The 24976-nt window shown below is 75.6% G+C and carries 22 protein-coding genes and 1 riboswitch; of the genes, 9 read left to right on the top strand and 13 right to left on the bottom strand.

The genetic code is table 11. The features are described 5' to 3' along the window. Positions 1–123: 123 nt before the first annotated feature. The 3 genes from ACI795_RS11100 (at position 124) to ACI795_RS11090 (ending at position 1745) form a co-directional block, all read left to right on the top strand. Positions 124–780, top strand: coding sequence for a hypothetical protein (locus ACI795_RS11100; protein ID WP_457075552.1), 657 nt, complete (start codon positions 124–126; stop codon positions 778–780). A gap of 106 nt (positions 781–886) precedes the next feature. Beyond that, entirely contained in the window at positions 887–1045 is a 159-nt protein-coding gene (locus ACI795_RS11095; protein ID WP_457075551.1) for a hypothetical protein, read from the top strand. A gap of 106 nt (positions 1046–1151) precedes the next feature. Next, positions 1152–1745, top strand: a complete 594-nt coding sequence (locus ACI795_RS11090; RefSeq protein ID WP_457075550.1) for an HD domain-containing protein — start codon at positions 1152–1154, stop codon at positions 1743–1745. A gap of 4 nt (positions 1746–1749) precedes the next feature. On the opposite strand, the gene ACI795_RS11085 is transcribed toward ACI795_RS11090, so the two are convergent. The 5 genes from ACI795_RS11085 to ACI795_RS11065 all read right to left on the bottom strand — a co-directional run bounded on the left by ACI795_RS11085 (position 1750) and on the right by ACI795_RS11065 (position 11345). After that, positions 1750–3144: an FAD-binding oxidoreductase gene (locus ACI795_RS11085; RefSeq protein WP_457075549.1), complete on the bottom strand. Its 1395-nt coding sequence runs from the start codon at positions 3142–3144 to the stop codon at positions 1750–1752. Between the two features lie 145 nt (positions 3145–3289). Continuing rightward, positions 3290–9235, bottom strand: a complete 5946-nt coding sequence (locus ACI795_RS11080) for a DUF3320 domain-containing protein (protein ID WP_457075548.1) — start codon at positions 9233–9235, stop codon at positions 3290–3292. A 185-nt stretch (positions 9236–9420) separates the two neighbouring features. Continuing rightward, complete coding sequence (locus ACI795_RS11075; protein WP_457075547.1) at positions 9421–9660, bottom strand: hypothetical protein; 240 nt, start codon at positions 9658–9660, stop codon at positions 9421–9423. A 147-nt stretch (positions 9661–9807) separates the two neighbouring features. Beyond that, complete coding sequence (locus ACI795_RS11070) at positions 9808–10455, bottom strand: hypothetical protein (protein WP_457075546.1); 648 nt, start codon at positions 10453–10455, stop codon at positions 9808–9810. 74 nt (positions 10456–10529) lie between these two features. Next, positions 10530–11345, bottom strand: coding sequence for a DUF2382 domain-containing protein (locus ACI795_RS11065; RefSeq protein ID WP_457075545.1), 816 nt, complete (start codon positions 11343–11345; stop codon positions 10530–10532). Positions 11346–11617: 272 nt separating this feature from the next. Here ACI795_RS11065 and ACI795_RS11060 point away from each other — a divergent pair, with 272 nt between their 5' ends. After that, complete coding sequence (locus ACI795_RS11060) at positions 11618–11821, top strand: winged helix-turn-helix domain-containing protein (protein WP_457075544.1); 204 nt, start codon at positions 11618–11620, stop codon at positions 11819–11821. A gap of 17 nt (positions 11822–11838) precedes the next feature. On the opposite strand, the gene ACI795_RS11055 is transcribed toward ACI795_RS11060, so the two are convergent. Then, entirely contained in the window at positions 11839–12639 is an 801-nt protein-coding gene (locus ACI795_RS11055) for a TetR/AcrR family transcriptional regulator C-terminal domain-containing protein (RefSeq protein WP_457075543.1), read from the bottom strand. A gap of 187 nt (positions 12640–12826) precedes the next feature. Here ACI795_RS11055 and ACI795_RS11050 point away from each other — a divergent pair, with 187 nt between their 5' ends. Together ACI795_RS11050 and ACI795_RS11045 are read left to right on the top strand one after the other, a co-directional pair. Beyond that, on the top strand, positions 12827–13810 hold the full coding sequence (locus ACI795_RS11050) for a ferritin-like domain-containing protein (protein WP_457075542.1): 984 nt from the start codon (positions 12827–12829) through the stop codon (positions 13808–13810). Positions 13811–13945: 135 nt separating this feature from the next. Then, complete coding sequence (locus ACI795_RS11045; protein ID WP_457075541.1) at positions 13946–14404, top strand: hypothetical protein; 459 nt, start codon at positions 13946–13948, stop codon at positions 14402–14404. 141 nt (positions 14405–14545) lie between these two features. Here ACI795_RS11045 and ACI795_RS11040 read toward each other — a convergent pair whose 3' ends face one another. Genes ACI795_RS11040 through ACI795_RS11030 form a run of 3 tightly spaced genes read right to left on the bottom strand, consistent with a single transcriptional unit; the run spans position 14546 to position 17932 of the window. Beyond that, complete coding sequence (locus tag ACI795_RS11040; RefSeq protein ID WP_457075540.1) at positions 14546–14833, bottom strand: UBP-type zinc finger domain-containing protein; 288 nt, start codon at positions 14831–14833, stop codon at positions 14546–14548. A 10-nt stretch (positions 14834–14843) separates the two neighbouring features. Then, a complete protein-coding gene (locus ACI795_RS11035; RefSeq protein WP_457075539.1) occupies positions 14844–16271 on the bottom strand; it encodes a sensor histidine kinase in 1428 nt (475 codons plus the stop codon). Continuing rightward, positions 16268–17932: an FAD-dependent oxidoreductase gene (locus ACI795_RS11030; protein WP_457075538.1), complete on the bottom strand. Its 1665-nt coding sequence runs from the start codon at positions 17930–17932 to the stop codon at positions 16268–16270. The genes ACI795_RS11035 and ACI795_RS11030 overlap by 4 nt, the downstream gene beginning before the upstream one ends. A gap of 134 nt (positions 17933–18066) precedes the next feature. On the opposite strand from ACI795_RS11030, the gene ACI795_RS11025 reads away from it, so the two are divergent. Further along, complete coding sequence (locus ACI795_RS11025; RefSeq protein WP_457075537.1) at positions 18067–18966, top strand: potassium channel family protein; 900 nt, start codon at positions 18067–18069, stop codon at positions 18964–18966. 3 nt (positions 18967–18969) lie between these two features. Here ACI795_RS11025 and ACI795_RS11020 read toward each other — a convergent pair whose 3' ends face one another. The 3 genes from ACI795_RS11020 to ACI795_RS11010 all read right to left on the bottom strand — a co-directional run bounded on the left by ACI795_RS11020 (position 18970) and on the right by ACI795_RS11010 (position 21575). Further along, positions 18970–20220 carry an MFS transporter gene (locus tag ACI795_RS11020; protein ID WP_457075536.1) on the bottom strand — a complete coding sequence of 417 codons (1251 nt, stop codon included), beginning with the start codon at positions 20218–20220 and terminating at the stop codon, positions 18970–18972. 31 nt (positions 20221–20251) lie between these two features. Then, positions 20252–21262, bottom strand: coding sequence for an alcohol dehydrogenase catalytic domain-containing protein (locus tag ACI795_RS11015; RefSeq protein ID WP_457075535.1), 1011 nt, complete (start codon positions 21260–21262; stop codon positions 20252–20254). Continuing rightward, a riboswitch (TPP riboswitch) is annotated at positions 21253–21361 on the bottom strand. It overlaps the preceding gene by 10 nt. Before the next feature lie 4 nt (positions 21362–21365). Further along, positions 21366–21575 carry a hypothetical protein gene (locus tag ACI795_RS11010; protein ID WP_457075534.1) on the bottom strand — a complete coding sequence of 70 codons (210 nt, stop codon included), beginning with the start codon at positions 21573–21575 and terminating at the stop codon, positions 21366–21368. A gap of 219 nt (positions 21576–21794) precedes the next feature. Here ACI795_RS11010 and ACI795_RS11005 point away from each other — a divergent pair, with 219 nt between their 5' ends. Both ACI795_RS11005 and ACI795_RS11000 read left to right on the top strand, forming a co-directional pair. Beyond that, on the top strand, positions 21795–22580 hold the full coding sequence (locus ACI795_RS11005) for an SDR family NAD(P)-dependent oxidoreductase (protein WP_457075533.1): 786 nt from the start codon (positions 21795–21797) through the stop codon (positions 22578–22580). Between the two features lie 127 nt (positions 22581–22707). After that, entirely contained in the window at positions 22708–23925 is a 1218-nt protein-coding gene (locus ACI795_RS11000) for an acetyl-CoA C-acetyltransferase (RefSeq protein WP_457075532.1), read from the top strand. A gap of 10 nt (positions 23926–23935) precedes the next feature. Here the strand turns inward: ACI795_RS11000 and ACI795_RS10995 are convergent, their stop codons facing one another. After that, entirely contained in the window at positions 23936–24949 is a 1014-nt protein-coding gene (locus ACI795_RS10995) for a LacI family DNA-binding transcriptional regulator (protein ID WP_457075531.1), read from the bottom strand. Positions 24950–24976 lie beyond the last annotated feature (27 nt).

The raw sequence follows: 24976 nt of genomic DNA, 5'->3' as shown, positions 1-24976 counted from the left end.
CCCACCCCCCCCCCGCCCCCCCCCCCCCCCCCCCCCCCCCCCCCCCCCCCCCCCCCCCCCCCCCCCCCCCCCCCCCCCCCCCCCCCCCCCCCCCCCCACCCCGGAACACCGCGACGGTCGCCGATGAGCCGCGAGGAACGCTGGGAACGGCGGCTGGCGCTGCCGGTGCTGGTGGCTGCCCTGGCCTCGATCCCGGCGATGTTCCTGACCTTCGCCGGGGGCACGCTCGGCACCGCCGGCCGGGCGATCGACGCCGTCAGCGGCGTCGTGCTGGTCGCCGAGTCGGTCGTGCTGCTCGCGGTGGCCGAGAACAAGCGGGCCTGGATCCGCGGTCACCGCGGGATGCTGCTGCTCACGCTCGGGATCGTCGTGGCGATCGTGCTCGCCGTCGGGCCGGTGCAGGTGCTGCGGCTCATCCGCACGGTCGGGGCGCTGCGGGTGCTGCGGGCGGGGCGCATCGTGCGGGCCGCGCGGGTGCTCGCCGCCCGGGTCGGGCTGGCCGGCCGGGCTGCGCACCTGTTCGCCGGGCTGGCCGGCACGCTGGTCGCCGTCTTCGTCGGGGTGGTGCTGGCCGACCCGACGTCCCGGTCCCGGTCGCTGCTGACCGCCGTCGTCGGACCGATCGGCACCACGGCCGTCGTCCTGCTGTCGCTGCTGGCCGGGGGTCTGCTCGGCGGCGCGACCTACCTGCTCGCCCGGGACAGCGGGGAGGGCGACGAGGACGACCAGGACGACGAGGCCGGGGCCGGCGAGGACCGCCGGTCGCCCTCCGCCGGCTGAGCGGTCCGGGTCGGCCGCGAACTGGAAGGCAGGGCCCGCGGGGGTTGGCGCCGTCCTCCCCAGGGCACCCACCAGTGGTCAACCGCAACGAGACGAGGAGGCAGTCATGGGGCTGTTGAGCAAGCTCACCAAGGCCGGCGTGGCGAAGAAGGCGATGAACGAGGCGCGCAAGCCGCAGAACCAGGCGAAGATCAAGAGCGCGATCTCGTCGGTGACCAACCGCGGCAAGAGCGGCGGGACGTCGGGCGGCACGCGCCGCGGCTGACGCCGCAGCGGAGGACGGCCGGGCACCCTGCCGACCTCCGCAGGGTTCCTGCCATCCGGCCGGGATCGGCGAGGTGAGGGCACGGACGGCGGCCAGACTGCCGTCCGTGCCCCTCGATGACCTGGTCCCCCGCTCCGCCGCCGCTCGTGCCGCCCGTGAGGTGGCCGCGGCCTTCTCCTCGCCCGCGCTGCTCGCGCACTGCGACCGCTCCCACCTCTGGGCCGCGGAGTACGGCCGGGCCCGCGGCATCGGCTTCGACGCCGAACTGCTGTACGTCGCCGCGATGCTGCACGACCTGGGCCTGGTGCCGGTGTTCGACAGCGTGACCGAGCCCTTCGAGGAGGCCGGGGGAGCGGTCGGCTGGGTGTTCGCTGCCGGTGCGGGCTGGGACGCCGACCGGCGGCGCCGCGTCTCCGACGTGATCGTGCGGCACATGTGGGCCGAGGTCGACGTCGCCGTCGACCCCGAAGCGCACCTCCTGGAGCTGGCCACCGGCCTGGACGTCTCCGGCCGCCGGCCCGAGGAGTGGGCCGAGGGCTTCCGCGCGGAGGTGCTGGCCCGCCACCCCCGGCGCGGGCTGGCCGAGGAGTTCCTCGGCTGCTTCACCGCGCAGGCCGAGCGCAAGCCCGGCTCCCTGGCCGGCCGGTTCGTCGCCGGCGGGTTCGCCCAGCGGGTCCGAGCCAACCCGCTGGACCGCTGACCGCTCAGACCACCTTGCCGGGATTGAGGATCCCGTGCGGGTCGAGCGCCGCCTTGACCGCGGCGTGCATCGCCAGCACCGCCGGCGCCAGCTCGGCCCGCAGGCCGTCGCGCTTGAGCAGGCCGACGCCGTGCTCGCCGGTGACCGTGCCGCCCAGCGCGAGCGCGGCGGTGATGATCTCGTCGAAGGCCCGCTGCGCCCGGGCGCGGGCCGCCTCGTCGCCGACCGGGGTGACCAGCAGCGGGTGCAGGTTGCCGTCGCCGGCGTGCGCGATGTTGGCGATGTGCGTGTCGTGCCGGGCGGCGATCGCCTCGATCCGGGCCAGCATCTCCGGCACCGCTCCCTTGGGCACGCAGACGTCCTCGGTGAGCACCGGCCCGAGCCGCTCCAGCGCCGGGTAGGCCAGCCGGCGGGCGGCGAACAGCGCATCGGCCTCGGCCTGGTCGGTGCTGACCGCGGCGAACGTCGCGCCGGCGCCCTCGAACGCGGCGAGCATCTCCGCGGCCTCCGCGTCCCCGGCCGCGCCGGGGGTGTCGACCCGGCCGAGCAGCACCGCGCCGGCGTCGGCGGAGAGCCCCATGTTCTTCCACGCGTCGACGGCGGCCAGGCAGTGCCGGTCGACCAGCTCCAGCGCCGAGGGCGTCAGCCCGGCGGCGGCGACCGCGGTGACGGCGCGGCCGGCCTCCACCACCGAGTCGAAGTACCCGGCGACGGTGCGCTCGGGCTCGCGGAGCGGACGGAGCCGGACGGTCACCTCGGTGATCACCCCGAGCGTGCCCTCGCTGCCGACCAGCAGCCCGGTGAGGTCGTACCCGGCCACGCCCTTGGCCGTGCGGCGGCCCAGCCGCACCAGCTCACCGGTGCCGGTGACCACCTGCAGCCCGAGCACGTAGTCGCGGGTGACCCCGTACTTGACGCAGCACAGCCCGCCGGCGTTGGTCGCGACGTTGCCGCCGATCGTCGACCACGGCGAGCTCGCCGGGTCCGGCGGGTACCAGAGCCCGAAGGCGGCCACGTGCGCGCGGAGGTGGTCGTTGACCACCCCGGGCTGGACCACGGCGAGCCGCTCCAGCCCGTCGACCTCCAGGACGGCGTCCATCCGCTCCAGCCCGACCACCACCGACCCGGCCGTGGCGTTGGCGCCGCCGGAGAGCCCGGTGCCCGCCCCGCGGGGGACGACCGGTGCCCGGTGCTCGATGCAGGCGCGGACGACGGCCTGCACCTCCTCGGCGGTGCGCGGCCGCACGAGCGCGGCGGGGAGCTCCCAGGGGGCCCACTCGCCGTGGTCGTGGGCGTGCGCGGCGAGCACGTCGGGGTCGGTGACCAGGCGGCCGGCCGGCAGCACCGCGGCGAGGGCCTGCGCGACCGCGCCCGTGCCGGTGCCCGTGTCGGCCGCCATCGCCGTCCTCTCCCGGCGCCGGATCTCGGCGCACCCGCCCGACGCTAACCCCCACCGGCCGGCGCCGGCCGGTCAGGAGGTGCCCGGTGGGACGTCGTGGTCTGCCCACCGGGGGTGGACAGACCACGACTGTCCGCGGAGTGGGTCAGGCGGTGACGGTCCCGTCCTCGGCGACCGTCAGGCGCCCGGCCTCGACGGCGGCCTGCAGTGCGGCGTCGAGCAGTGCCTGGACGGCCGGGGTGCGGCGGCGGTGCCCGAAGACCTCCGCCGTGCGGGCTCGCAGCTCCTCGCCGGGCAGGCGCCCGGCCGCCCGGGTGAGGGCGACCATCGCGTTGCCGATCTCGCGCGGGGCGACGTGCTCCAGCGGCCGCTCGGCGGCGGTGGCCTGCCGGCGGAACCAGGTCCACTCGGCCGGGTCGGCGCCCTTGGGCCAGAGGTGCTCGCCCTGCAGGGCACTGGGCGGCAGCAGGTCCATCAGGGCGTCCCGGCGGGCCGTGCCGACCCGGGTCAGGCCGAACGCGCCGGCGGTCAGCCGCGCCAGCCGGTCCCGGTGGACCGGCCCTTCGGCCCGGATGCCGGCGTTGAGCACCCGGCGGACCGCCCGCGCGACCGCCGGGTCGCTGAGCTGGTCGAGCTGCTTCTTCTCCCCGGCCGGCTTGGGCGACCAGGCGATGAACGGCAGCTCCTCGTCCAGCGGGGCGACCGGCTCCGCCGACCGCGTCCGCGGCGTGGCGACGACCACCGGCTCCTCGACCACCGGCTCCTCGCCGACGGGCTCGGCGGCGACGACGGGCTCGGCGGCGACGACGGGCTCGGCGGCGACGACGGGCTCCGCTGCGACGACGGGCTCCTCGACGGCCGGCTCGGCGACCCGCGCCGCCGGGCGGATCGGGATGACGTCGGCCAGCGGCCCCTCGGCCTCGGCTGCCTCCTCGGCCGGCGCCGCCGCCACCGACCGAGCCACCGGCTCCGTCGGGACGGCGGGGCGGGGCAGGGGAGTGGCCTCGACGGCGGCGACCAGCCGGTCCAGCACGGCGTCCGCGTCGGCCAGCCAGGTCGGCAACCAGACCCGCTCCACCGCCGGCCAGCCCAGCAGCCCGGAGAGGACCTCCGCCGGCAGCCCGTCCCGGTCGCCGACGGTCTTCCGCCGCGCCCAGGCCGGCCCGTCCAGCAGCACCGCCAGCACCGGGGCGTCCGGCGCGATCGAGCGGGCGACGGTCAGGTCGACGCGGAAGTCCGACAGCCCGACGTCGGTGCGCACCACCAGCCCCCGTTCCCGCAGCCCCGCGGCGACCTCGTCGCGGTGCCGGTCCGGCGCCCCGGCCGGCCGGGCGCCGCGCGGCAGCGCGTCGGTGCCCAGCGCCGCCAGGTCCAGGTAGGCCCGCAGGTGCTGCACCCCCAGCGACGCGGTCTGCTCGGCGCGCAGCTGCTCCGGGGCGAAGGAGGTGAAGACGACGACCTGGCGGCGGGCCCGGGTGATGGCCACGTTCAGCCGTCGCTCGCCCCCGGCCCGGTTCAGCGGGCCGAAGTTCAGCGGCAGGTGCCCGCGCTCGTCGGGGCTGAAGCCGGTGGAGAAGAAGACGACGTCGCGCTCGTCGCCCTGCACGTTCTCCAGGTTCTTCACGAACAGGCCCTCGCCATCGGTGCGGTCCAGCGCGTCGACCACCCGCTGGTCGCCGCTGTCGCGCAGCCGTGCCTCGATCAGCGACCGCTGCGGCGCGTTGAACGTCACCACCCCGATCGAGGGCACCGCGGGCGCGGCCAGCTCGAACCGGCGCAGCACCTCCGCGACCACGGCGGCGGCCTCCACCGGGTTCGTGCGCAGCAGCCGGCCACCCCCGGTGCGGTGGAAGGTGCCCTCGACCTGCACCAGCGACACCCCGCGGCCCTCCGGGCCCGCGGACGCGCGGCCGTGCGACGGCGCCGGGAACGTGGCCAGCCGGTTGTCGTAGTACTGGGCGTTGCTGAATGCGATCAGCGTCTCGTCCTGGCTCCGGTAGTGCCAGGACAGCCACTGCCGCGGCACCCGGGCCTGCACGCACTCCGACAGGATCGACTCCTCGTCGGCGACGGCGTCCTCGATCGGCTCCTCGTCGGCCGCGGACGGCTCGCCGAACGTCGTCGGCGGCAGCTGCTTGCTGTCCCCGACCACGACCGCGGCGCGGGCCCGGCCCAGCGCGCCGATCGCGTCGGCGACGCGGATCTGCGAGGCCTCGTCGAACACCACCAGGTCGAACAGGTCGGCGTCGGCGGGGAAGAAGCGGGCCACCGAGTCCGGGCTGACCAGCACGCAGGGCAGCACCGACGTGATCAGGTCACCGTGGGCGGCCAGCAGCCCGCGGACGCCCAGGCCCCGGCGCTGCTTGGCCAGCTCGCGCTGCAGTGCGCCCACCCGGCTGTCCCCGGTCGCCGGGTCGAACGGGCGGGCGGCCAGCACGCCGGCGGGCACGGCGCAGGTCAGGTGCGACCGGACCGCCCGGGACGCCGCGGCGAACCGGGTGATCGTCGCCTCGTGCCGGCCGGCGTCGAACGCGCCGAGACCGGTGGCCGCCCGGCGCTCGGCCAGCGACGCCTCGGCCAGGCCGCGGTCGAAGGCACGCACGGCGTCCTCGGCGGGCAGCTCCCCGTGGACCAGCAGCCGCCGGGCTTCGGTGAGCCCGGCCAGCCGCAGCGGCTCCAGGGTGTCCAGCAGGCTCACCCAGCGCCGCAGCGACATCGGGTGGATGTACTCCACGCCCCGCTCCGGGCGGGTCATCGTCCAGTGCAGCACCAGCCCCTGCTCGCCGCTCCAGGCGGCGAGCTGGGCCGAGGAGCTGGCGCAGGCGGCCAGCAGCGCGCGGACGGCGTCGCGCAGCCGCAGCACCAGCCGCGCAGCGGCGGGGTCGGAGGCCGGCACCGCGACGAGCCACCGGCGCACCGCACCGGCCAGGCCGGTGCTCCCGTCCGCGGTCGCCGCAGCCCGCCGCAGCCAGCGGGCCTCGGCCGCCAGCAGGGTGCGGCCGGCCTCGGTGAAGGGGCTCCAGCCGGCGGGCACCTGCAGCCCCGGGACGGCGGTGGCGCGCGCGGCCAGGGACTGCACGGCGGCCTGCACGGCGCGCAGCGACGCGGTCAGCTCCGGCACGTCCTTGGTGCGCAGCGTGGCGCCGTCGGCCAGCACCTCGGCGAACCGGGCGCGCACCTCGGCGAGCTTGCCGCGCCGGCCCAGGAAGGAGCCGGCGGCCGCCTCCTGCGCCTGCACGAACAGCTCGCCCAGCGGCAGGTCGAGGGCCGCGGGGGTGACGACGTCGAACGCCGGGGACCCGGCCTCGGCCAGCGCCTCCACGTCGGCGAGGAGGTCGTCCGTCGCGGCCGCCCAGCGGGCGGTGCAGACCTGGTCGAGCACGTCCAGGCCCAGCGGCGGCCCGGCCAGCAGGTGCGCCAGGTCGTCGAGGTCCTCCGGGGTGCGCACCGCCCGCAGCACCGCGGCCAGGGCGCCGTCGCCGGGCAGCTCACGGATGGCGGCGTCGACGGCGACCGCCGCCCGCTGGACCACCTCGATGTCCACGTCCACGGTGTCCAGGAAGGCCCAGGCGTGACCGGCGGAGGGGCGGGCCAGGTCGGCGATGTCCGGCAGCAGCGCCAGCGCCCGGCGCACCTCGGTGACCGTCTCGGCGTCGGCCTGGCCGGCGAAGGCCGGTGGCACCGGCAGCGGCGGCACCGCGTTCCCGGCGGCCAGCACGGCGGTGCGTGCCGAGTAGTACGACAACCCGGCCGGGTTGGGGGCGTGCAGCCGCTCGGCGTAGCGGTCCAGGCTGCGGCGGGCCGAGCGCAGGTCCTCGGCGTCGGCGGCCAGGCCCTGCTCGTCGACCTCCACCGCGTGGTCCAGCGCCGCCCGGATCTGCGCCCGGACGACGGCCGGGCGGCTGCCCTTGTCGTGCAGGTCCAGCGCGAACGGGCCCATGCCGACGGCGTCCAGGCGGCGGGCCACCACGTCCAGCGCGGCCCGCTTCTCGGCGACGAACAGCACCCGCTTGCCCTCGGCGACGGCGCGGGTGAGCAGGTTGGTGATCGTCTGCGACTTGCCCGTCCCGGGCGGCCCCTCCAGCACGAAGGTGCGCCCGGCGACCGCGTCGGCGACCGCACGCAGCTGGGAGGCGTCGGCCGGCACCGGGCAGCCGGCGGCCAGCTCGTCGAGGTCGACCTGCCCGGCGGCGTCCGGCGCCGGGTCGGCGAAGGGTGCGTTCGGGTCGCGGACCAGGTGGGCGACCAGCGGGTTGCGGGCGAAGTCCGCCCAGTGCTGGTCCAGGTCCTGCCAGAGCCGGAACTTCGCGAACTGCAGCACCGCGAGGTCGGCGGTCGGCTCCACCCGCCACGGCAGGTCGCGCTCGGCCAGCGCCTCGCGCACCGCCTGCAGCGCGGTCTCCAGCCGCACGCCGTCGGCGCCCTCGGCCAGGCCGGGCACGGTCAGCCCGTGCAGCTGGCGCAGCTTCTCCAGCAGGCACCAGTTCGGGGTGGCGACGCCGGCCTCGTCGACGGTCAGCCGGTAGGCGCCGGTACGCGAGGCCGGGCTGAGCAGCACCGGCAGCAGCACCAGGGGGGAGCGCAGCGGGCGGCCCTCGGCCTCCCACACCAGGCTGCCCAGCGCCAGGTACAGGTTGTTCGCGCCGGTCTCCTCGACGACCGTGCGGGCCCGGTGGGCCAGGCCGCGCAGCCGGGAGAGGTAAGCGGTCTCGGGGACGTCGGTGTGCACGGCGCGGCGCTCGGCCAGGGTCTCGGTGAGCAGCTCACCGGGCAGCTCGCGGGCACCGCGCATCCCGCGCTCGCGCTGCACGCCGGAGAGCGCGTCGGCCGGCAGCAGGGTGATCGTGGTGCCGCCGGTGAGCAGCTCCTCCAGCAGCGGCAGTGCGTCGTGCGGCACGGTCAGCGGCACCCCGGAGCGCTCGCCGTAGTTCAGCAGCCGGTTGCGCAGGCTGAGGTCCAGCAGCGCGTTCTTCCACTGCTGCACCCGCGGGGGCGCCGGGGGCCGGCCATCGGGCGCCGGCGGCGTCTGCGCCGCCTCGGCGGTGCCGGCCGGTCCGGCGGCCGCCCGGTGCGCCAGCACGCCGTCGCCGTCCTCGCCGGTGGGGTGCACCGGCAGTGCCCGCACGCCCTCGCGCCGGGCGCGGGTCACGTCGGTGACCCCCAGCAGCCGCCCGAGGTCGCCGGAGAGCCAGGCGGCGTAGGCGGGGCGGTGCAGGTCGGCGACGTTGCTCCCGCCGGCGGCCAGCAGCGTCGTCTCCACCAGCCGGATCACGCCCAGGTCGACCAGGTTGACCAGGCCGGCCACGTCGGTGGTGGCCGCGGTCTCGCTGCTGCGCTCCGCGCGCCAGTAGCCGCAGAAGGCGTGCCCGTCGGCGACCCAGACCAACGGCCGGACGCCGGCCCGCTCGCAGGCGGCGGCGAGGGTGAGCGTGGTGTCCAGGCTGGTGCCGACGCCGCCGTCGAGCACCTCGTCGGGGGTGCGCACGACCTGGCCGACGTCGGTCCAGCTCACCGGCGGCAGGGTGGGCCGCACGCTGCGCCGGCGCATCGCCCACACCAGGGCGTCGACCACCTCGTCGACCCGTTCGGGGCCGTCGTCGTAGCCGGGCAGCGCGCGGCTGCCGGTGCCCTCCTCCAGCAGGTCGCAGGCGTCGTCCAGCAGCCGGCCGATCGCCGGGTCGTGCGGCAGGACGTGGGCCGCCAGCAGCTCCAGCGCCAGCGGCAGCGGGGTGGCCAGCCACTGGCCCGGGGCCAGCACGTGCACCGGCGTCCGGTGGGACGCGAGCGTGCGGCCCTCGGCGGTCAGCTCGGCGCGGACCCAGCCGGACCGGCGCTCGGGCACCTGCAGCAGGGCTGCGGCGTCCAGGGTGAGCCCCACGTCGCCGACGACGGTGGTGCGCCCGGCCTCCAGGTCGACCAGCCGCTCGACCGCGGGGCCCACCGGCCCCCCGTCGTCGGTCACCGACAGCCGGACGGTGGCGCCGCGGACGGTCGTGGCGGCGCTGTGCACCACCAGCCGGGAGACGACCGGGACGTCGTTGTGCGCCAGCGCGTAGCTGAGCACCGGGGTCGCGGTGAGCTCGAGGGACACCGGGGCAGGCGGGGGGCCCGGCTGCTCAGCAGGCGGCGGAACCGGCCCGTCGGGCTGGTGCTGCAGGTCGGCGGCGTTCCCCATGGGCCCTGTCTACCGGTTCGGACGGACCGGTCCGGCGCACCCGGCCGACGGGTGGTGCGGGTGTGACGACAGGTGCCTGGTGGGGACGGATGTCACCGATCTCAGAGCAGCGCGAGCTGGCTGCAGGTGGGGCAGAGCGAGTCGCACACGTCGGGCTGTGGCGGCCAGGCGACCTCTTCGTCGCGGGCGACGTAGACCCCGCACAGGGCCGTGCGGCCGCGGGCGCCGCGGAGCCCCAGCGTCGCGTGGGCGGGGCCGATGAGCTGGGCCTGCTGGCCGGCCGGGTCCGACATGGACCCGACCATCATCACGGCGCGTGCCGTGCGGTAGGTGAATCCCATGCCCGCCACCATGTGAGTTGTCGACGGCGATCCGTGGGTCAACACGCCAGGTGCCGCCCGCTCGCCGCCCCACCCACCCCACGCACCACAGGGGCCTGCCCACCGGGTGGTCCCGGTGGGCAGGCCCCTGGCGTGCGGGGACGTCGATCAGGCGTCGAAGCCCGCGCGGTCGACCTTGCGGTGGAAGCGCTCGCCGAGCTTGCCGCCCAGGGCCGCGCCGATCAGCGTGACCACCAGGACGGCGACCAGGGCGATGATCCCGGCGGTGGTGGCGGTGCCCTCGTCGACGGGGATGCGCGGCAGGTTCAGCTGGGACAGCACGTTGTACTGCGAGCCGAGGACGGCGCCGGCGACCGCGAGCGCGATCACCACGAGCAGTCCGATGACCCAGACGGCGATGCCCTGGCGGATCCCGTCGAAGCGGGCCATCCGGCCGGCGACGTACCCGCCGGCCAGGTAGGCCAGGAAGAGGATCACCAGCAGCGCGATGCCGCCGCCGATGCCCACGGTGCCGGGCTGGTCGGTGGCCTCGGCGACGTCGAGGTTCTCGGTGAGACCGAGGGCGACGCCGGCGGCGGAGACGAGTGCGATCAGCAGCACGGCCAGGCCGTTGGCGGAGAGCCAGCCGAAGAACGCCGCGCCCCACTTGATCCCGCCGAAGCGGGCGTGCTGGGCGTCGACCGCGTCGCGGGCGGTGCCCCTCGTGGCGCGGGCGCCGGCGGCGTTGTTGCGGAACTCCGTGTCCCGGGCGCTGGTGGCCGCGCCGGTGGGTTCGGGGGACGAGCTGGTGGCCATGGGATCTCCCGGGGGGTCGAGGGCTCGGTGGGTACCCGGCCGGCGGGGGTCTCACCCGCCGGCCGGGGGGTGGCTCAGCGGGTGCGGCGACCCTCGGTGACACCGTCGGTGTCGGCCTCGATCTGCTCCTTGCGCACCGAGTCGGTCACCGTCTCCTGCTCGGTCACCGTCTCGGTGTCCAGCCGCACGCGCTCGACCGGCACGGCCTCCTTGGCGACCACGGGGCGCTCGGCGTGCAGCACGACCTCGTGCTCCTCCTCGGAGATCGCCGGGCCGTCGAGGGCGGCCTCGCGGTTGGCGTCGGTGATCGGCTCGCGCTCGAGCCGGACCTCCTCGTGGGAGACCGGCACGGTGGTGGTCACGTTCTCGGTGACGACGAACTTGCGCAGCCGGGCCTTGCCGGTCTCGACCTGCTGGGTGCCGACCCGGAGCTGCTCCTCGGAGCGGGTCATGGCGTCGTCGGTGGTGGGGCCGGAGGTGTCGTGACCGGTGGTCCCGTGCCGGTTGGTGTCGGTGACGCCCTCGGCGCGGCCGGTGGTGGTGTCGGTGTACCCGGCGGTGGTGTCGGCGGTGCCGGTGCCCACGCCGTAGTAGCGGTAGAGCTCGGCCTCCTCGTCGGGGCTCAGGTGGCCGGCGTCGGCGTCCATCCGCGGGGCGTCCTTGACCTTGGCCTTCTGGTAGGGGACGCGCAGGTGGCCGTCGGCGAGCTGGGCCTCGGCGAGCGGGACGAAGGTCTCCGAGGTGCCGAACAGGCCGGTGCTCACGGTGGCCCACTCGGGTCGGCCGGTCTGGTCGTCCAGGTAGACCTGGCCGACCTTGCCGAGCTTGTCGCCGTCGGCGTCCACGGCGGTCGTTCCGATGACGGTGGTGATGTCCTGCTCGGTGATCACGTTCGTACTCCTCAGCGGCGGGTTCGTGGGGTGCCGGGCGGTGTCGCACCGTGCGCCGGCCGCCCCTGCGGAGCACTGGTAGCCCAGCCGTTTACGCCGTAAACGAGCGCCGTCGTCCGGGTACGTGCCGGAGCGCGGCGGTCACGCTCCGGCACCACTCCGTACCCGGGCGCGCAGCGGCGCGGCGCCGGTGGATCCGGGGCGGCGCCGCTGTCGGGGACCGCGGTCAGTGGGGGAGCGCGACCTCGCGATGCGCCGCGCTGCCCGAGGGGATGGGCTGCGAGACGCCGGACCTGGTCGTCGGGGCGCTGCGCGGCGGGGACGGGCTGTCGGCCACCGAGCTCGCCGCCCGGGTGGGTGTCTCGTGGAGCACCGCCCGCCGCCACCTGGGGCACCTCGCCGAGCGCGGGGGCCCGACCGGGTGCCCCGGTACGGCGGCCCAGGGCGGCCCCGAGCACGAGTACCGCTGGCGGTGACCGCGCCGGCCCCGCGCTCAGAGGTCCAGCACGGAGCCGTCGTCGGAGTTCTTCGCCTCGTGCAGCACCCGCTCCAGCCGGTCGAGGAGGTTCTCCAGCGCCTCCTCGAACTCCGCGGCCGACCTGTCCTGGGACAGCAGCGGCTCGGTGCGCAGCAGGGCCGGGTAGTCGGTCAGGTCGGTGGCCTGCTGGGCCCCCTGGTCGCCCTCGGGCTGGTCGAGCAGGCTGACCTGGGCACCGATCTGGGTGACCTCCAGCAGCAGGTGCCCGAGCAGGAAGCTGGAGTACGCCCGGTAGGCGGCGACGGCGGCCTGGTCGGTGAAGCCGCTGTCGCACAGCGTGCGGAGGAACGACTCGACCATCCGCAGGCTGCGCAGCGGTGGCCGCACCCACGGGGCCGCCGGGGGGCGGCTGGCCACGAGCGGGAAGACCGCCGGGTGGGCCAGGGCGATGCGGCGCACCCCGTGGGCCAGCCGCATCAGGTAGTCCTGCCAGCCGCTGGCGTGCTCCAGGTGGATGTCGTCGGGCGCGTCGTCGTCGTCGAAGAGGCTCTCGACGACGGTGTCCACCACGCCGTCGAGCAGGTCCTCCCGGCCGGGCACGTAGCGGTAGAGGGCCATCGCCTCCACGCCCAGCGCCGCGCCCAGCCGGCGCATGGTGAGCGCGCTCAGGCCGTGCTCGTCGATGAAGCCGATCGCCGCCTGCAGGATCCGCTCCCGGTCCAGGCCCGCCGGCCGGGTCAGCTCGGTGGCTGCCTCGGTGCCCTCGGTCACCGCCACCAGATCGGGGTCGCGTTCGTCGTCGCTCGTCGTCTCCACCACTGCTCGTCTCCTCGACTGGCCCCCGGGCTCAGTGTCCCCGTTCCCGGCGGCGGGCGGTGGGCGCCCCCGGGCCGGCTGCCCCGGGCGGGTGGGCCGTGCGCTAGCGAACTGCTTGCTGCAGTTAGCGCCGGCCGGCGGTGGGTAGGGGGAGGGCGTCAGGCCAGCCGCCGACCCGGGAGTCCTCGTGACCGACCACACTCCGCTCATCACCCAGCTGCGGGCGCTGCTCACCCTCACCCAGACCGAGGAGCAGATCGCCCGGATCCGCATCACCCAGGCGCGCACCGACGCCGTCCGCCGCGAGCTCCAGCAGAACGCCGAGCACGCGGTCGAACGCGCGACGGCGATCACCGAGCAGCTGCGCGCCGTCTCCGGCATGGGCGACGTCGTCGCCCCCGTCGTCGGCCGGCTCACCGCGCTGGTCAAGGGCACGCTGGAGCAGGCCGAGCCGATCGACGAGGCGCTGCTGGGCGACCTCCAGCTCGAGCACCAGCTGCTCGACCGCGCGACCTACCTCAAGGTCCTCGCGCAGGCCGCCGAGCAGCCGGCCGTGGAGGAGCTCGCCGACCGGCTGGTGACGGCGCACTCCGCCACCGTCGAGTGGCTCACCGTCGTGCTCGCCGAGCAGGCCCTCGGCGGCCCGGCGGCCCTGCGGGCCACCCCGTTCCAGAAGGTGGCCGGCGGAGCCACCAAGCTGGTCAACATGCCGGTCCGGTTCGCGGCCGACACGGTCAACCGCGCCGTCGGCAGCGCCCAGCACGCCGGCGACTCCGCCGGCGGCACGCTGACCAGCGTGGTGGACGACGTCCGTGACCGGGCGACGGCGTTCACCGGCGCGGTCCGCGAGACGCTGACCGTGGGCCGGCTGGCCTCGCTGCGCCGCGCGGAGCGGATTGCCCAGCGCGAGGGCGACACCGAGGCGGCCGAGGCGGTCGCCGCCACCCGCCGGGAGCTCGGTGACGTCACCGCCGACGAGCTGCCGATCCCCGGCTACGACTCGATGTCCGCCGCCCAGATCGCCAGCGCGGTCGAGCAGCTCGACGATGCCGCCGACGTGAACACCATCATCCGCTACGAGGAGACGCACAAGGCGCGCTCCAGCGTGGTCAGTGCGACCCAGACCCGGCTCGCGGCGCTGGCCAAGGAGGCCGTCGGCGTGACCGACTGACCCGCTCCGGCCCGCGTCCGCCGGACGCGGGCCGGTCGTCCGCGGCCGGTCACCCACCGGTACGACAGCCCGTGACAAACAGGTGTCGTGCGCATCACGGTTATGGCTGGCGGTCGTCGGGAAACACAGTGCTTCATGACCACTCCGCCTGAGGTCGCCATCACCCCCGAGGTGCTGGAGAGCGAGTTCTCGCTCATGACCGCCGTGACCCGGCTGGACTTCCTGAGCCGCCGGGACAACGTCGTCATCGACAAGCCGATCGACAACGCCGACACCGACGACGACTGGCTGGCCATCAAGGACGTCGGCACCTCGCTGGACGTCGAGGAGGCGCTCGAGCTGCTGGCCCTGGGCGAGGTCGTCGCCCGCAAGGCGCACAGCAGCCGCCACCTGGGCATCCGCGCGGCCCTCCGCGGTGGCGCCGACTGGCAGCAGATCGCCCGGGCGCTGGGCGTCTCCCCCCGGGCCGCGTGGGAGCGCCACATCGCCTGGCTCGACGGGCAGGCGCAGGCACGGGAGCGCGGCGACGCCGACGCCCTGGACGCCGCGGCGGTCACCGCGGCCCGCGAGCTGGCCGGCCGCCGCCCCGCCTGAGCAGCGAGCCCGACACGACGGCGCCGCCCCGACCGGGGCGGCGCCGTCGTCGCGTCCGTTGCCGGTGCGCAGTCGTCGGGGCGACGTCCGGGGACATCACCCCGGGTGCCGCGCAACGGCGGAGCGCGCCGGCCTGACCGGTCAGCGGGGGAGGAGCACCGCGGAGTCGGTGTAGCACCAGGCCCAGTGCTCGCCCCGTTCCGCGGAGGCGACCACCGGGTGGGCGGTGCCGGCGAAGTGCGCGGTGGCGTGCCGGTGGGGGGAGGAGTCGCAGCACCCCACGTGGTCGCAGCTCAGGCAGCGCCGCAGGTGCACCCACGAGCCGCCGATCGCCAGGCAGTCCTCGCACGCCGCCGCAGCACCGGGCGGCTCGGGCAGCCCGGCGCCGTGCGCGCAGGCAACGCCGTCCTGCACCTGCCAGCTGGTCATCGCGTCCTCCTCAGGAGCGGTTGCGCCGGGGGAGGCGCACGCAGAACGTCGTCCCCGCCGGGCCGGTCGTGTAGGTCAGCGAGCCGCCGTGCCGGCGCTCGACGATCCGCTTGGCGTTCTCCAGGCCCAGCCCGCTGCCCTGGCCGGCGGGCTTGCTGGTCACGAACGGCTCGAACAGCCGCGGCTGCAGCTCCTCGGGGATGCCCGGCCCGTCGTCGGCGATCTCCACGAACACCGAGGCGTCGTCGGCGCGGGTGCGCAGCGTCAGCACCCCCGAGCCGTTCATCGCGTCGGCGGCGTTGTCGATCAGGTTGGTCCACACCTGGTTCAGCTCCGCGGGGTAACCGGGCACGACGGGCAGGTCGGCGGCGTACTCCCGGCGCACCTCGATGCCGGTGAGCTTGCGGGCGAGCATCACCAGGGTGCTCTCCAGGCCGGGCTTGAGCGGCACCTCGGAGTGCTCCGCCTGGTCCATGTGCGAGTACTGCTTGACCGCGCCGACGAGCGCGGAGACCCGGGTGGTGGCCTCCTCGATCTCGCTCATCAGCGCCTCGGTCTCCAGCGTGTAGCGCATCCACCCGAAGGCGGCGTCCCACTTGAGCCCGCCGTCCACCTGCTCGACGACGTCGTCGACCCAGGTGGCGTCCAGCCCGGCGGCGGCGAACACCGGGGCCAGCTCCCAGGCGTGCGCGACGCCGCGCTCCTCCAGCCGGTCGGAGATCGCCTCCTCCAGGTCGCTCTCCTCCAGTGCGCTGAGCTCCGGCCGCGGCTTCAGCGCCCGCTCGACGGACTGCTCCTGGACCGCGACCAGCTTGGCCACCATCTCCGGCGACAGCCCCTCCTTCGCCAGCAGGCTCAGCTTGTTGCGCATCCCCGAGATGCGGGTGCGCAGCTGCTCGGTGGCGCGGACCGCGGCGGCGGCGGGGTTGTTCAGCTCGTGCGCGAGGTTGGCCGACAGCACGCCGAGCTGCACCAGGTGCTCCCGCTGGCGCATCGTCGACTCGGTCGCCCGCACGCCCTCGTAGATGCCGTCGAGCAGGTGCACCGCCATCGGGCACTGCTGCTGGACCAGCTGGGCGAAGTCGGCAGCCGCGATCCGCAGGAACCGGCTGGGTCGGGAGGCGCGCATCGAGGTCTGGTACCGCTCGGGCGGACCGGCGGTGAAGGCCCGCACGGCGCCGGAGTACGACCCGCGGTGCGACGTCTCGTTGATCACCACGTCCTCGTCGGTGGCGTGCTTGGTGAGCAGCAGCCTGCCCTCCAGCAGCACGAACAGCGCCTCGGCCGGCTCGTCCTCGGCGAAGACGACGGCGTCGGCGTCGAACACCCGCACCTCGGCGCGCCCGGCCAGCCAGGCCAGCACGTCGTCGTCGAGGGACTCGAACAGGAACAGCGACCGGAGCTCGTCGACGCCGATCCGTTGGCTCGTGCTGGTCATCGGGTCCCCTCCAGGTAGCGGTGCACGAGGGTGACGGCCATCGCGCCCTCGCCGACGGCACCGGCGACCCGCTTCACCGACTCGGCGCGGACGTCGCCGGCGGCGAACACCCCGGGCACCGAGCACTCCAGGTGGTAGGGCGCGCGGGTCAGCGGCCAGCCCGCGGGTGGGCGGCCGTCACCGTCGAGCAGCGCGGGGCCGGTGCGCAGGAAGCCGTGGTCGTCGCGGGAGAAGGCGTCCCCGAGCCAGTCGGTGAGCGGCCGGGCGCCGATGAAGACGAACAACCGGGACGCCGCGACGGTCTCCGTGCCGCCGCCGGCCGTGTCGGTGAGCACCAGCCGCTCCAGGTGGTCACCGCCCTCGACCGCCACGACCTGGGTGCAGGTGCGCACCTGGATGACGTCGGAGGCCTCGATCCGCGACACCAGGTACTCGCTCATGCCGCGACGGATGTCCGGGCCGCGGCACAGCATCACCACCCGGCGGGCGTACTTGGCGAAGTGCAGCGCCGCCTGGCCGGCGGAGTTCGCCGCGCCGACGACGTAGACCTCCTCGTCCCGGCAGCTCAGCGCCTCGTGCGGATCGGCGCCGTAGTAGACGCCGCGGCCGGAGAACTCCTCGGCGCCGGTCGCCGGCAGCCGGGTCCACTGCACCCCGGTGGCCAGCACGACGGCGTGCGCGGTGACCTCGCTGCCGTCGGCGAAGCGCAGCACCCGGCCCTCGCCGTGCGGGGTGATCTCGGTGATCTCGGCGGTGGTGAGCACCTCGACGCCGAACTTCACCGCCTGGTCCCGCGCCCGCCGCGCCAGCTCGGCGCCGGAGACCCCGCGGGGGAAGCCCAGGTAGTTCTCGATCCGGCTGCTGGTGCCCGCCTGCCCTCCGGTCGCCGTCCGCTCGACCAGCAGGGTGCGCAGCCCCTCGCTGCCGGCGTAGACCGCCGAGCCCAGCCCGGCAGGCCCGGCGCCGACGACGACCACGTCGTAGAACGGGCTGCCGGCGCTGGTCGGCAGGCCGCACCGCTCGGCGACGTCGCGCAGCGTGGGCCGGCTGAGCACCGCACCGTCGGGGAAGACGGTGGCCGGCAGCAGGGCGTCCTCGGTCAGCCCGGCGGCGGTGCGCACCCCGGTCGCGGCATCGCCCTGCAGGTGCCGGTAAGGCACCTGGTTGCGCGCGAGGAACTCCTTGAGCTCCTGGGTCTCCGCCGACCACTGGTGGCCGAGCACGGTGATCCCCTCGAACGACGCGGGCGCCGCCCGGCCCCACTGCTCCAGGAGCTCGTCGAGGACCGGGTAGAGCTTCTCCTCCGGCGGGTCCCAGGGCTTGAGCAGGTAGTGGTCCAGGTCGACGTCGTTGATCGCCCGGATCGCGGTGTCGGTGTCGGCGTAGGCGGTCAACAGCACGCGCTTCGCGGTGGGCACGAGGTCCATCGCCTGCTCGAGGAACTCGACGCCGGTCATCCCGGGCATCCGGTGGTCGGCGAGCAGCAGGGCGGTCACCTCGCCGCGAGCGGTGAGCTCGCGGAGCACGGCGAGCGCGTCGGCGCCGCTCTCGGCGCGGACGACGCGATACCGGTCGCCGTAGTGGCGGCGGAGGTCGCGGGCGACCGCGCGGCTGACGGCGCGGTCGTCGTCGACGGTGAGCAGGACGGGTCTTGCGGGCACGGCACCTCCGGTCGAGGCCGCGAGGGTGGTCGCCCCGGTGGGGGCGCCCCCGGTGGCACCTCCCATCCAACCCCTCCGGACCCCTCACCGGTAGCCGTTCCGCGCTCGCCCCCGGCGCCTGGCAGGCTGGCCGGGTGGACGGGGCATGGGGCTGGGTCGTGACCGCCGTCGGCGGACTGGTGGTCCTCCTCGGTCTGCGGGACGTCTTCCAGACGTTGTGGCACCCGACCGGCAGCGGCTGGCTGAGCAGCCACCTGATGTCGGCCGTGTGGCGGCTGGCGCGACGCCGTCGGGAGGGCGGGCACTCCGGCGTGCTGGCGGGGCCGACGTCGATGGTGCTGGTCATCGTGGCGTGGGTGGCGGTGCTCGTGCTCGGCGGCGCACTGGTCTACGGGCCGCACATGTCCGACGGGTTCCTGCTGGGCAGCTCGCTCGACCCGTCGCAGCGGGGTGGCTGGCTGGACGCGCTCTACACCTCGACGGTCACGCTGGCCACCCTCGGGTTCGGTGACGTCACGCCGGCCGCGGACTGGCTGCGGATCGTCGTCCCGGTCCAGGCGCTGCTCGGGTTCGGGCTGCTCACCGCCTCGGTCACCTGGGTGCTGCAGATCTATCCGGCCCTGGTCCGGCGCCGTGTGCTGGCGCTGCGGCTCGCCGGGCTGCGCCGGGTGCGGGCCGCCCGCTTCACCGGCGACCCGCAGGGGCAGCTCGCCGCGCCGGTGCTGGAGGGCCTGGCCGGTGATCTCGTGCAGGTCCGGGTGGACCTGACCCAGTACTCCGAGACCTACTACTTCCGCGACGGGGTGGAGGAAGCGTCCCTGGCGGCCATGCTCGGCACGGCCCTGGAGTTCCGCGACGCCGCGCGGGAGGCACCCCGCCAGGACGTCCGGGTCGCGGGGGAACTGCTCGGTCTGGCGGTGGAGGACTTCGCCGGGATCCTGGACGAGCGGTTCCTGCACGTGGGCGCAGGGGTGGACGAGGTGCTCGAGGCCTACGCGGCCGACCACGGGCACCGGGTGGTCCGCCCGGGCTGAGGATCAGCTCACCGCGCGGATGGTGCGCGGCATCGCCAGCGCCATGACCAAGCCGAGCGCGAGGACGGCGGTGCTCACCCCGAAGGCCCACTGGTAGGAGAGGGCGTCGGTCAGCCAGCCGGCGACCAGCGGCCCGCAGACCGCCCCCAGGTCGGCGACCATCTGGAACACCGCGACCACCTGCCCGCTGCGGGCCGGGCTCACATCGCCCACCACCGCGGCCGGCACGCTGGCCAGCAGCGAGGCGGCCAGGCCGAAGCTGGCCATGGAGAGCAGGAACGCACCCGTCGCCGGCGGCAGCACCAGCACGGCGAGCGACGCGGTGGCCAGGGCCGAGCCGAGGACCAGCGAAGGGCGGCGGCCCCAGCGGTCGGCGAGCGCCCCGGCGCGCAGCAGGCCGACCGCCTGGGCCACCGACCCGGCCAGCAGCCCGGCACCGGCCCAGGCGACCGTCTTGCCGAGCTCCTCGGTCACGTACAGCGGCACCAGCGAGTTGCGCACCCCGAACAGCACCCAGCCCACGCCGAGGTTGGCCACCAGCGCGGCCAGGTAGGCCCGCGAGCGCAGCGCCGCCCGGAGGCCTCCGCTGGGCGCCTCCACGCCGGGGGCGGCCGCCGTGTCGGCTCCGCCGCCCTGGTCGACGCCGGAGGCCACCGGCGCGGCCGGCACCTCGACTGCCGGTCGCGTGGGGGTCCGCAGCAGGACCAGCGCGACCGCCCCGGCGACCAGCAGGAAGCCGGCGTAGACGAAGAACGGCAGCCGTGGGGAGACCTCGGCGAGGAAGCCGCCGGCGCCCGGACCGGCGATGCCGCCGAGGATGAAGCCGCCCTGGTAGGTGGCCGCGGCCCGGCCGCGCTGGGCGGGCGGGGCGGTGCGCAGCAGCAGCGACAGCGCGGCCACGGTGAACATCGCGCTGCCCACCCCGCCGGCCGCGCGCAGCGCGACGAACACCGGGTAGCTGCCGGCGAGCCCGGCCGCGCCGGTGGTGACCGCGACGATCAGCAGCCCGGCCGCCAGCACCACCCGCTCGCCGATCCGCTCGACCAGCGAGCCACCGGCGAACGCGGAGACGAACCGGAAGAAGGCGAACGCGCTGATCGCGAAGCCGACCGCCGTCGTCCCCACCCCGTAGGACCGGGCGAACAGCGGGATCGCCGGCGCGACCACGCCGAAGCCCAGCGCGACGACGAAGGCGACGATGGCGAGGACGCCGACCTCGCGGGGCAGTGCGGTCTCCCCGCGGTGGCGTCGCACGAGGAGCGATCCTGACACGGCCCCCCGACCGTTATGGCGTGAGCACCAGCCGGCCGGCGACGTCGCCGGCGCGCAGCCGCTCCAGCGCGTCGTTGACCTGGCTCAACGGCAGCGTGCCGGCCACCGGGGGAGCGAGCTGGCCGGCCGCGGCCAGGGCCACCGCCTGCTCCAGTTCGGCCAGGGTGTTGCCCACGCTGGAGAGCACCCGCTGCTCGGCCACGACCATCGCCAGCGGGCTCACGGTGAGGGAGTCGGCGCTGTAGCCGACCAGGACCAGCCGGCCGCGCCGGCCCAGCACCGCGGTGGACAGCTCCAGCGTGGCGGTCACGCCGGCCAGCTCCACGACGACGTCGGCGCCCTGGCCCCCGGAGAGCCGGGTCACGGTGTCGGCCAGGTCGGCGGGGGAGACCGCTGCCGTCGCCCCGGCCGCGCGGGCGGCGGCGCGGCGGGCGTCGTCCCGGCTGACCGCGACGACGGTGGCGCCCCGGCGCCGGGCCTCCTGCACCGCGGCCAGCCCCACTCCACCGCTGCCCATGACCACCAGCAGATCGCCCGGCTCGACGGCGGCCTCGGTCAGCGCGTGCACCGCGGTCGTGCCGGCGCAGCACAGCGGCGCGGCCGCCGCGAACGACAGCTCGTCGGGCAGCCGCACCAGGCAGTGCGCCGGGACGACGAGCTGCTCGGCGAAGGCGCCGTCGGCGGCGAAGGCGAGCACGCCCCGGGGTGCCAGGCAGAGGTTCTGCCGGCCGCGCAGGCACCAGCGGCACGCGCCGCAGAAGAGGTAGTAGTAGACGGCCACCCGGTCGCCCGGGGCCCACCCGGTGACCGCGGAGCCGACCGCCTCGACCGTGCCGGCGGCCTCGTGGCCCAGCGTCATCGGGGTCTTCGCCGGCGCGTACAGCCCGTCGGTGAAGTGCAGTTCGGTGCCGCAGACCCCGGCGGCGCCGATGCGCACGCGCACCTCGTCCGGGCCGGGCTCGGGCACCGGGACGTCGTCCAGGGCCAGTGGCTGGTGTGCCGCGTGGAAACGGGCAGCGAGCATCGGGCAGCTCCCTCCGCCGGTACGAACCGGATCAGGTTGGACGGTCGGCGGGGATCGTCCGCCGTCTCAGCCCGCGCCCGGGCTCCCGTGTGCAGCGCAGAACCTACCCGGCGTGCCCGAAGGGCTCGACGCGGCGCAGGAACGAGCGGATCGCCAGGTGGTGCGAGAGCGGCTCGCGGTGGTCGTCGCACGCCGTCCAGACCTTCTCCCGGTCCGGCGTGTGCAGCTTCGGGTTGTTCCAGACCAGCCGCCAGCGGGCGGGGTGGGTGCAGCCCTTGCCCGAGCAGATCACCGGGGTCGTCGCTTCGGTCACCCGCGCAGTCTGCCGGGCGCCCCTGCCGCCGAACGTGGTGGCCGGACTCCCTGCCGATGACCCGGAGTGTCCGCTCGCGGTGCGGTCGGGCTCGGCACTGGACGCGCTGGCGACCGATGAGCTGCACGGGTCGTGCATCGGGCACTGCTGACCTGAGCCGACGAGCTGGCCTGCCCGGCGCACGGTTCCGTTCCACCGGGCCGGGGTATCCGCACGCCCATGACTGAGACCAAGCCGCTCGCCCTGGTCACCGGTGCCTCCAGCGGCATCGGGCTGGAGCTCGCCAAGCAGTTCGCCCAGCACGGCTACGACGTCGTGGTGAACGCCGAGGACCACACCATCGACACCGCTGCGGCGAAGGTGCGCGCCGAGGGCACCGAGGTGATCCCCGTCCAGGCGGACCTCCGCACCCCGGAGGGCATCGAGCAGCTGTGGACCCGGGTCCAGGGCCTCGGGCGGCCGCTGCACGCCGCCGCGCTCAACGCCGGCGTCGGTCGCGGCGGCGCCTTCGTCGACACCGACTGGGCCGACGACCTCGAGGTCATGCAGCTCAACGTCGTCTCCACCGCCGCCCTGCTGAAGCTGGTGCTGGTGGAGATGACCGGCCGCAACGAGGGCCGGGTGTTGGTGACCTCCTCGATCGCCGCCACCATGCCCGGGGCCTACCAGCCGGTGTACAACGCCTCGAAGTCCTTCGTCCAGTCGCTGACCGAGGCCGTGCAGCAGGAGCTCAAGGACTCCGCCGTCACCATCACCTCGCTGATGCCCGGCCCGACGGACACCGACTTCTTCCGGCGGGCCGACCTGGAGGACACCGCCATGGGCAAGGGCCCCAAGGACGGCGCCGCCGAGGTCGCCGAGCAGGGCTTCGAGGCGATGATGAAGGGCGAGAAGCAGGTCGTCGCCGCCTCGCTGATGACCAAGGCGCAGGGCGCGATGAACAAGGTCCTGCCGGATGCCTTCAAGACCTCCGCGCACGAGGCGATGGCCAAGCCGCGCGACTGACCTCCCGCCCGACCGCTCCGCACGGCGCCCCTCCCGGTCCGCCGGGACGGGCGTCGTCCGGTCCGGGCTTCCGCTGAGCGGAGGCCGACGCAGCGCCGGCACGGGGGTGGGCTGGCACAGTGAGTGCATGGACGACGTCGTCATCTGTTCCCCGGTGCGCACGCCCGTCGGCCGCATGGGCGGCGTCTTCGCCGGCCTGAGCGCCAACCAGCTCGCCGCCACCGCGCTGCGGGCCATCGCCGAGCGGACCGGCTTGGCCGAGGGCGAGGTCGACGACGTCGTGCTCGGCCACTGCAACCCCAGCGGTGAGAACCCCGCCATCGGCCGCATCGCCGCGCTCGACGCGGGGCTGGGGGTCCAGGTGCCGGGGCTGCAGATCGACCGGCGCTGCGGGTCCGGGCTGCAGGCGGTCATCTACGCGGCCATGCAGGTGGCCTCCGGCGCCGGGAAGGTGGTGATCGCCGGCGGCGTGGAGTCGATGAGCAACGTCGAGCACTACGCACTCGGGCTGCGCACCGGCGCCAAGGGTGACGGCGTGATGCTGCACGACCGCCTCGCCCGCGCCCGCGAGACCGCCGGCGGCGTCGACCACCCGGTGCCCGGTGGCATGCTGGAGACCGCGGAGAACGTGCGCCGCGAGCACGGCATCGACCGGCTGGAGCAGGACGCCTGGGCACTCCGCTCGCAGCAGGCGGCGGGCGCCGCGATCCGCGAGGGCCGGTTCGAGGACGAGATCATCGGCGTCGAGGTGCCGGGCACGCGCAAGACCCCCGCCCGCGTCGTCCTCGACGACGAGCACCCCCGGCCGGACACCACCATGGAGGACCTGGCGAAGCTCCGTCCGGTGATGGGCCGGGTCGACCCCGAGGCGACGGTCACCGCCGGCAACGCCTCCGGGCAGAACGACGGCGCCGCGGCGTGCGTCGTCACCACCCGGGCCGAGGCCGATCGGCGCGGCTGGGAGCCCTTCGTCCGGCTGGTCGGCTGGTCGGTGGCCGGCGTGCCGCCGGAGACGATGGGCATCGGCCCGGTGCCGGCCACCGCCGCCGTGTTGGAGCGGACCGGCCTGACCCTGGCCGACATGGACCTCATCGAGCTCAACGAGGCGTTCGCCAGCCAGGTGCTCGCCTGCCTGCAGGCCTGGGGGCTCGGTACCGACGACCGCGAGCGGGTCAACGTCAACGGTTCGGGCATCTCCCTGGGCCACCCCGTCGGCGCCACCGGCGCCCGCATCCTCGCCACCCTGGCCCACGAGATGCGCCGGCGCGAGGCCCGGTACGGCCTGGAGACGATGTGCATCGGCGGCGGCCAGGGCCTGGCCGCGGTCTTCGAGCGGGTGAGCTGACGGCGGCCCCTCAGGCCGGCGGTGCCGTCGACGCCCGCTCGACCAGCACCGGTTCCACCAGCTCCTCGCGGCTCACCGGGTAGGCGCTCTCGGTGCCGGTCAGCTGCGCCAGCAGCACCGCCGCCGCCCGTTCGGCGAGCACCCGCGCCTGGTTGTCGACGGTGGTGATCGGCGGGGTCCACCACGCCCACGAGGGCTCGTCCTCGGTGCAGATCACCGAGAGCTGGTCCGGCACCCGGAGGCCGGAGGTGGCGACCACCTGCAACACGCCCAGCGAGGCCTCGTGGTTGGTCACGAGCAGCGCCGTGGGGGGTGCGGCGAGCCCGAGCAGCGTCGTGGCCGCTTCCTGGCCGAAGTCGACGACGAAGCGGCCGGGTGCCACCAGGTCCGGGTCGACAGGGGTGCCCGTGGCGGCCATCGCCTCCCGGAAACCGGCGTCGCTGAGCCTGCCGGAGGTGACGTCGGGCTGCCCCTGCACCACGCCGATCCGGACGTGCCCGAGGGAGAGCAGGTGCTCGGTGCCCAGCCGGGCCGAGGTGCGGTAGTCCGACATCACCGAGGGCGCCAGCGACCCGGGCACCTCGCGGTTCATCGTCACCACCGCCCGGCCGTCGGCGACCAGGGCGTTGACCAGGTCGGTGTTCGCGCCCGACCCGGCGACGACGATCCCGTCGAAGTGGTGGGCGCGGGCCGTCCGCAGGAACGCCGCCTCGCGGGCCGGGTCGCCACCGGTGGTGCAGACCAGCACCTGGTACCCCTGCCCGGCGGCCCAGTTCTGCAGCGTCTCCGCGATGGTGTGGAAGGTGGCGTTCCGCAGGTTGTTGATCACCAGGCCGAGCAGCCCCGAGCGCCGGGTGCGCAGTGCGCTGGCCATCCGGTTCGGCTGGTACTGCAGGGCCGCGGCGGCTGCCTCGACCCGGGCCCGGGTGCTGGGCAGCACCGCCGGGTGGCCGGAGAGCGCCCGGCTCGCGGTGCTCGTGCTGACCCCCGCGTAGGCCGCGACGGAGGAGAGCGTGGCAGACACGATTCATCACTATAGGTACGGGTTCAT

It is taken from the genome of Modestobacter sp. SYSU DS0290 (genome assembly GCF_054050955.1).
The sequence above is the reverse complement of the archived record's forward strand: the minus strand, read 5'-3'. Positions and strand labels throughout refer to the sequence as shown.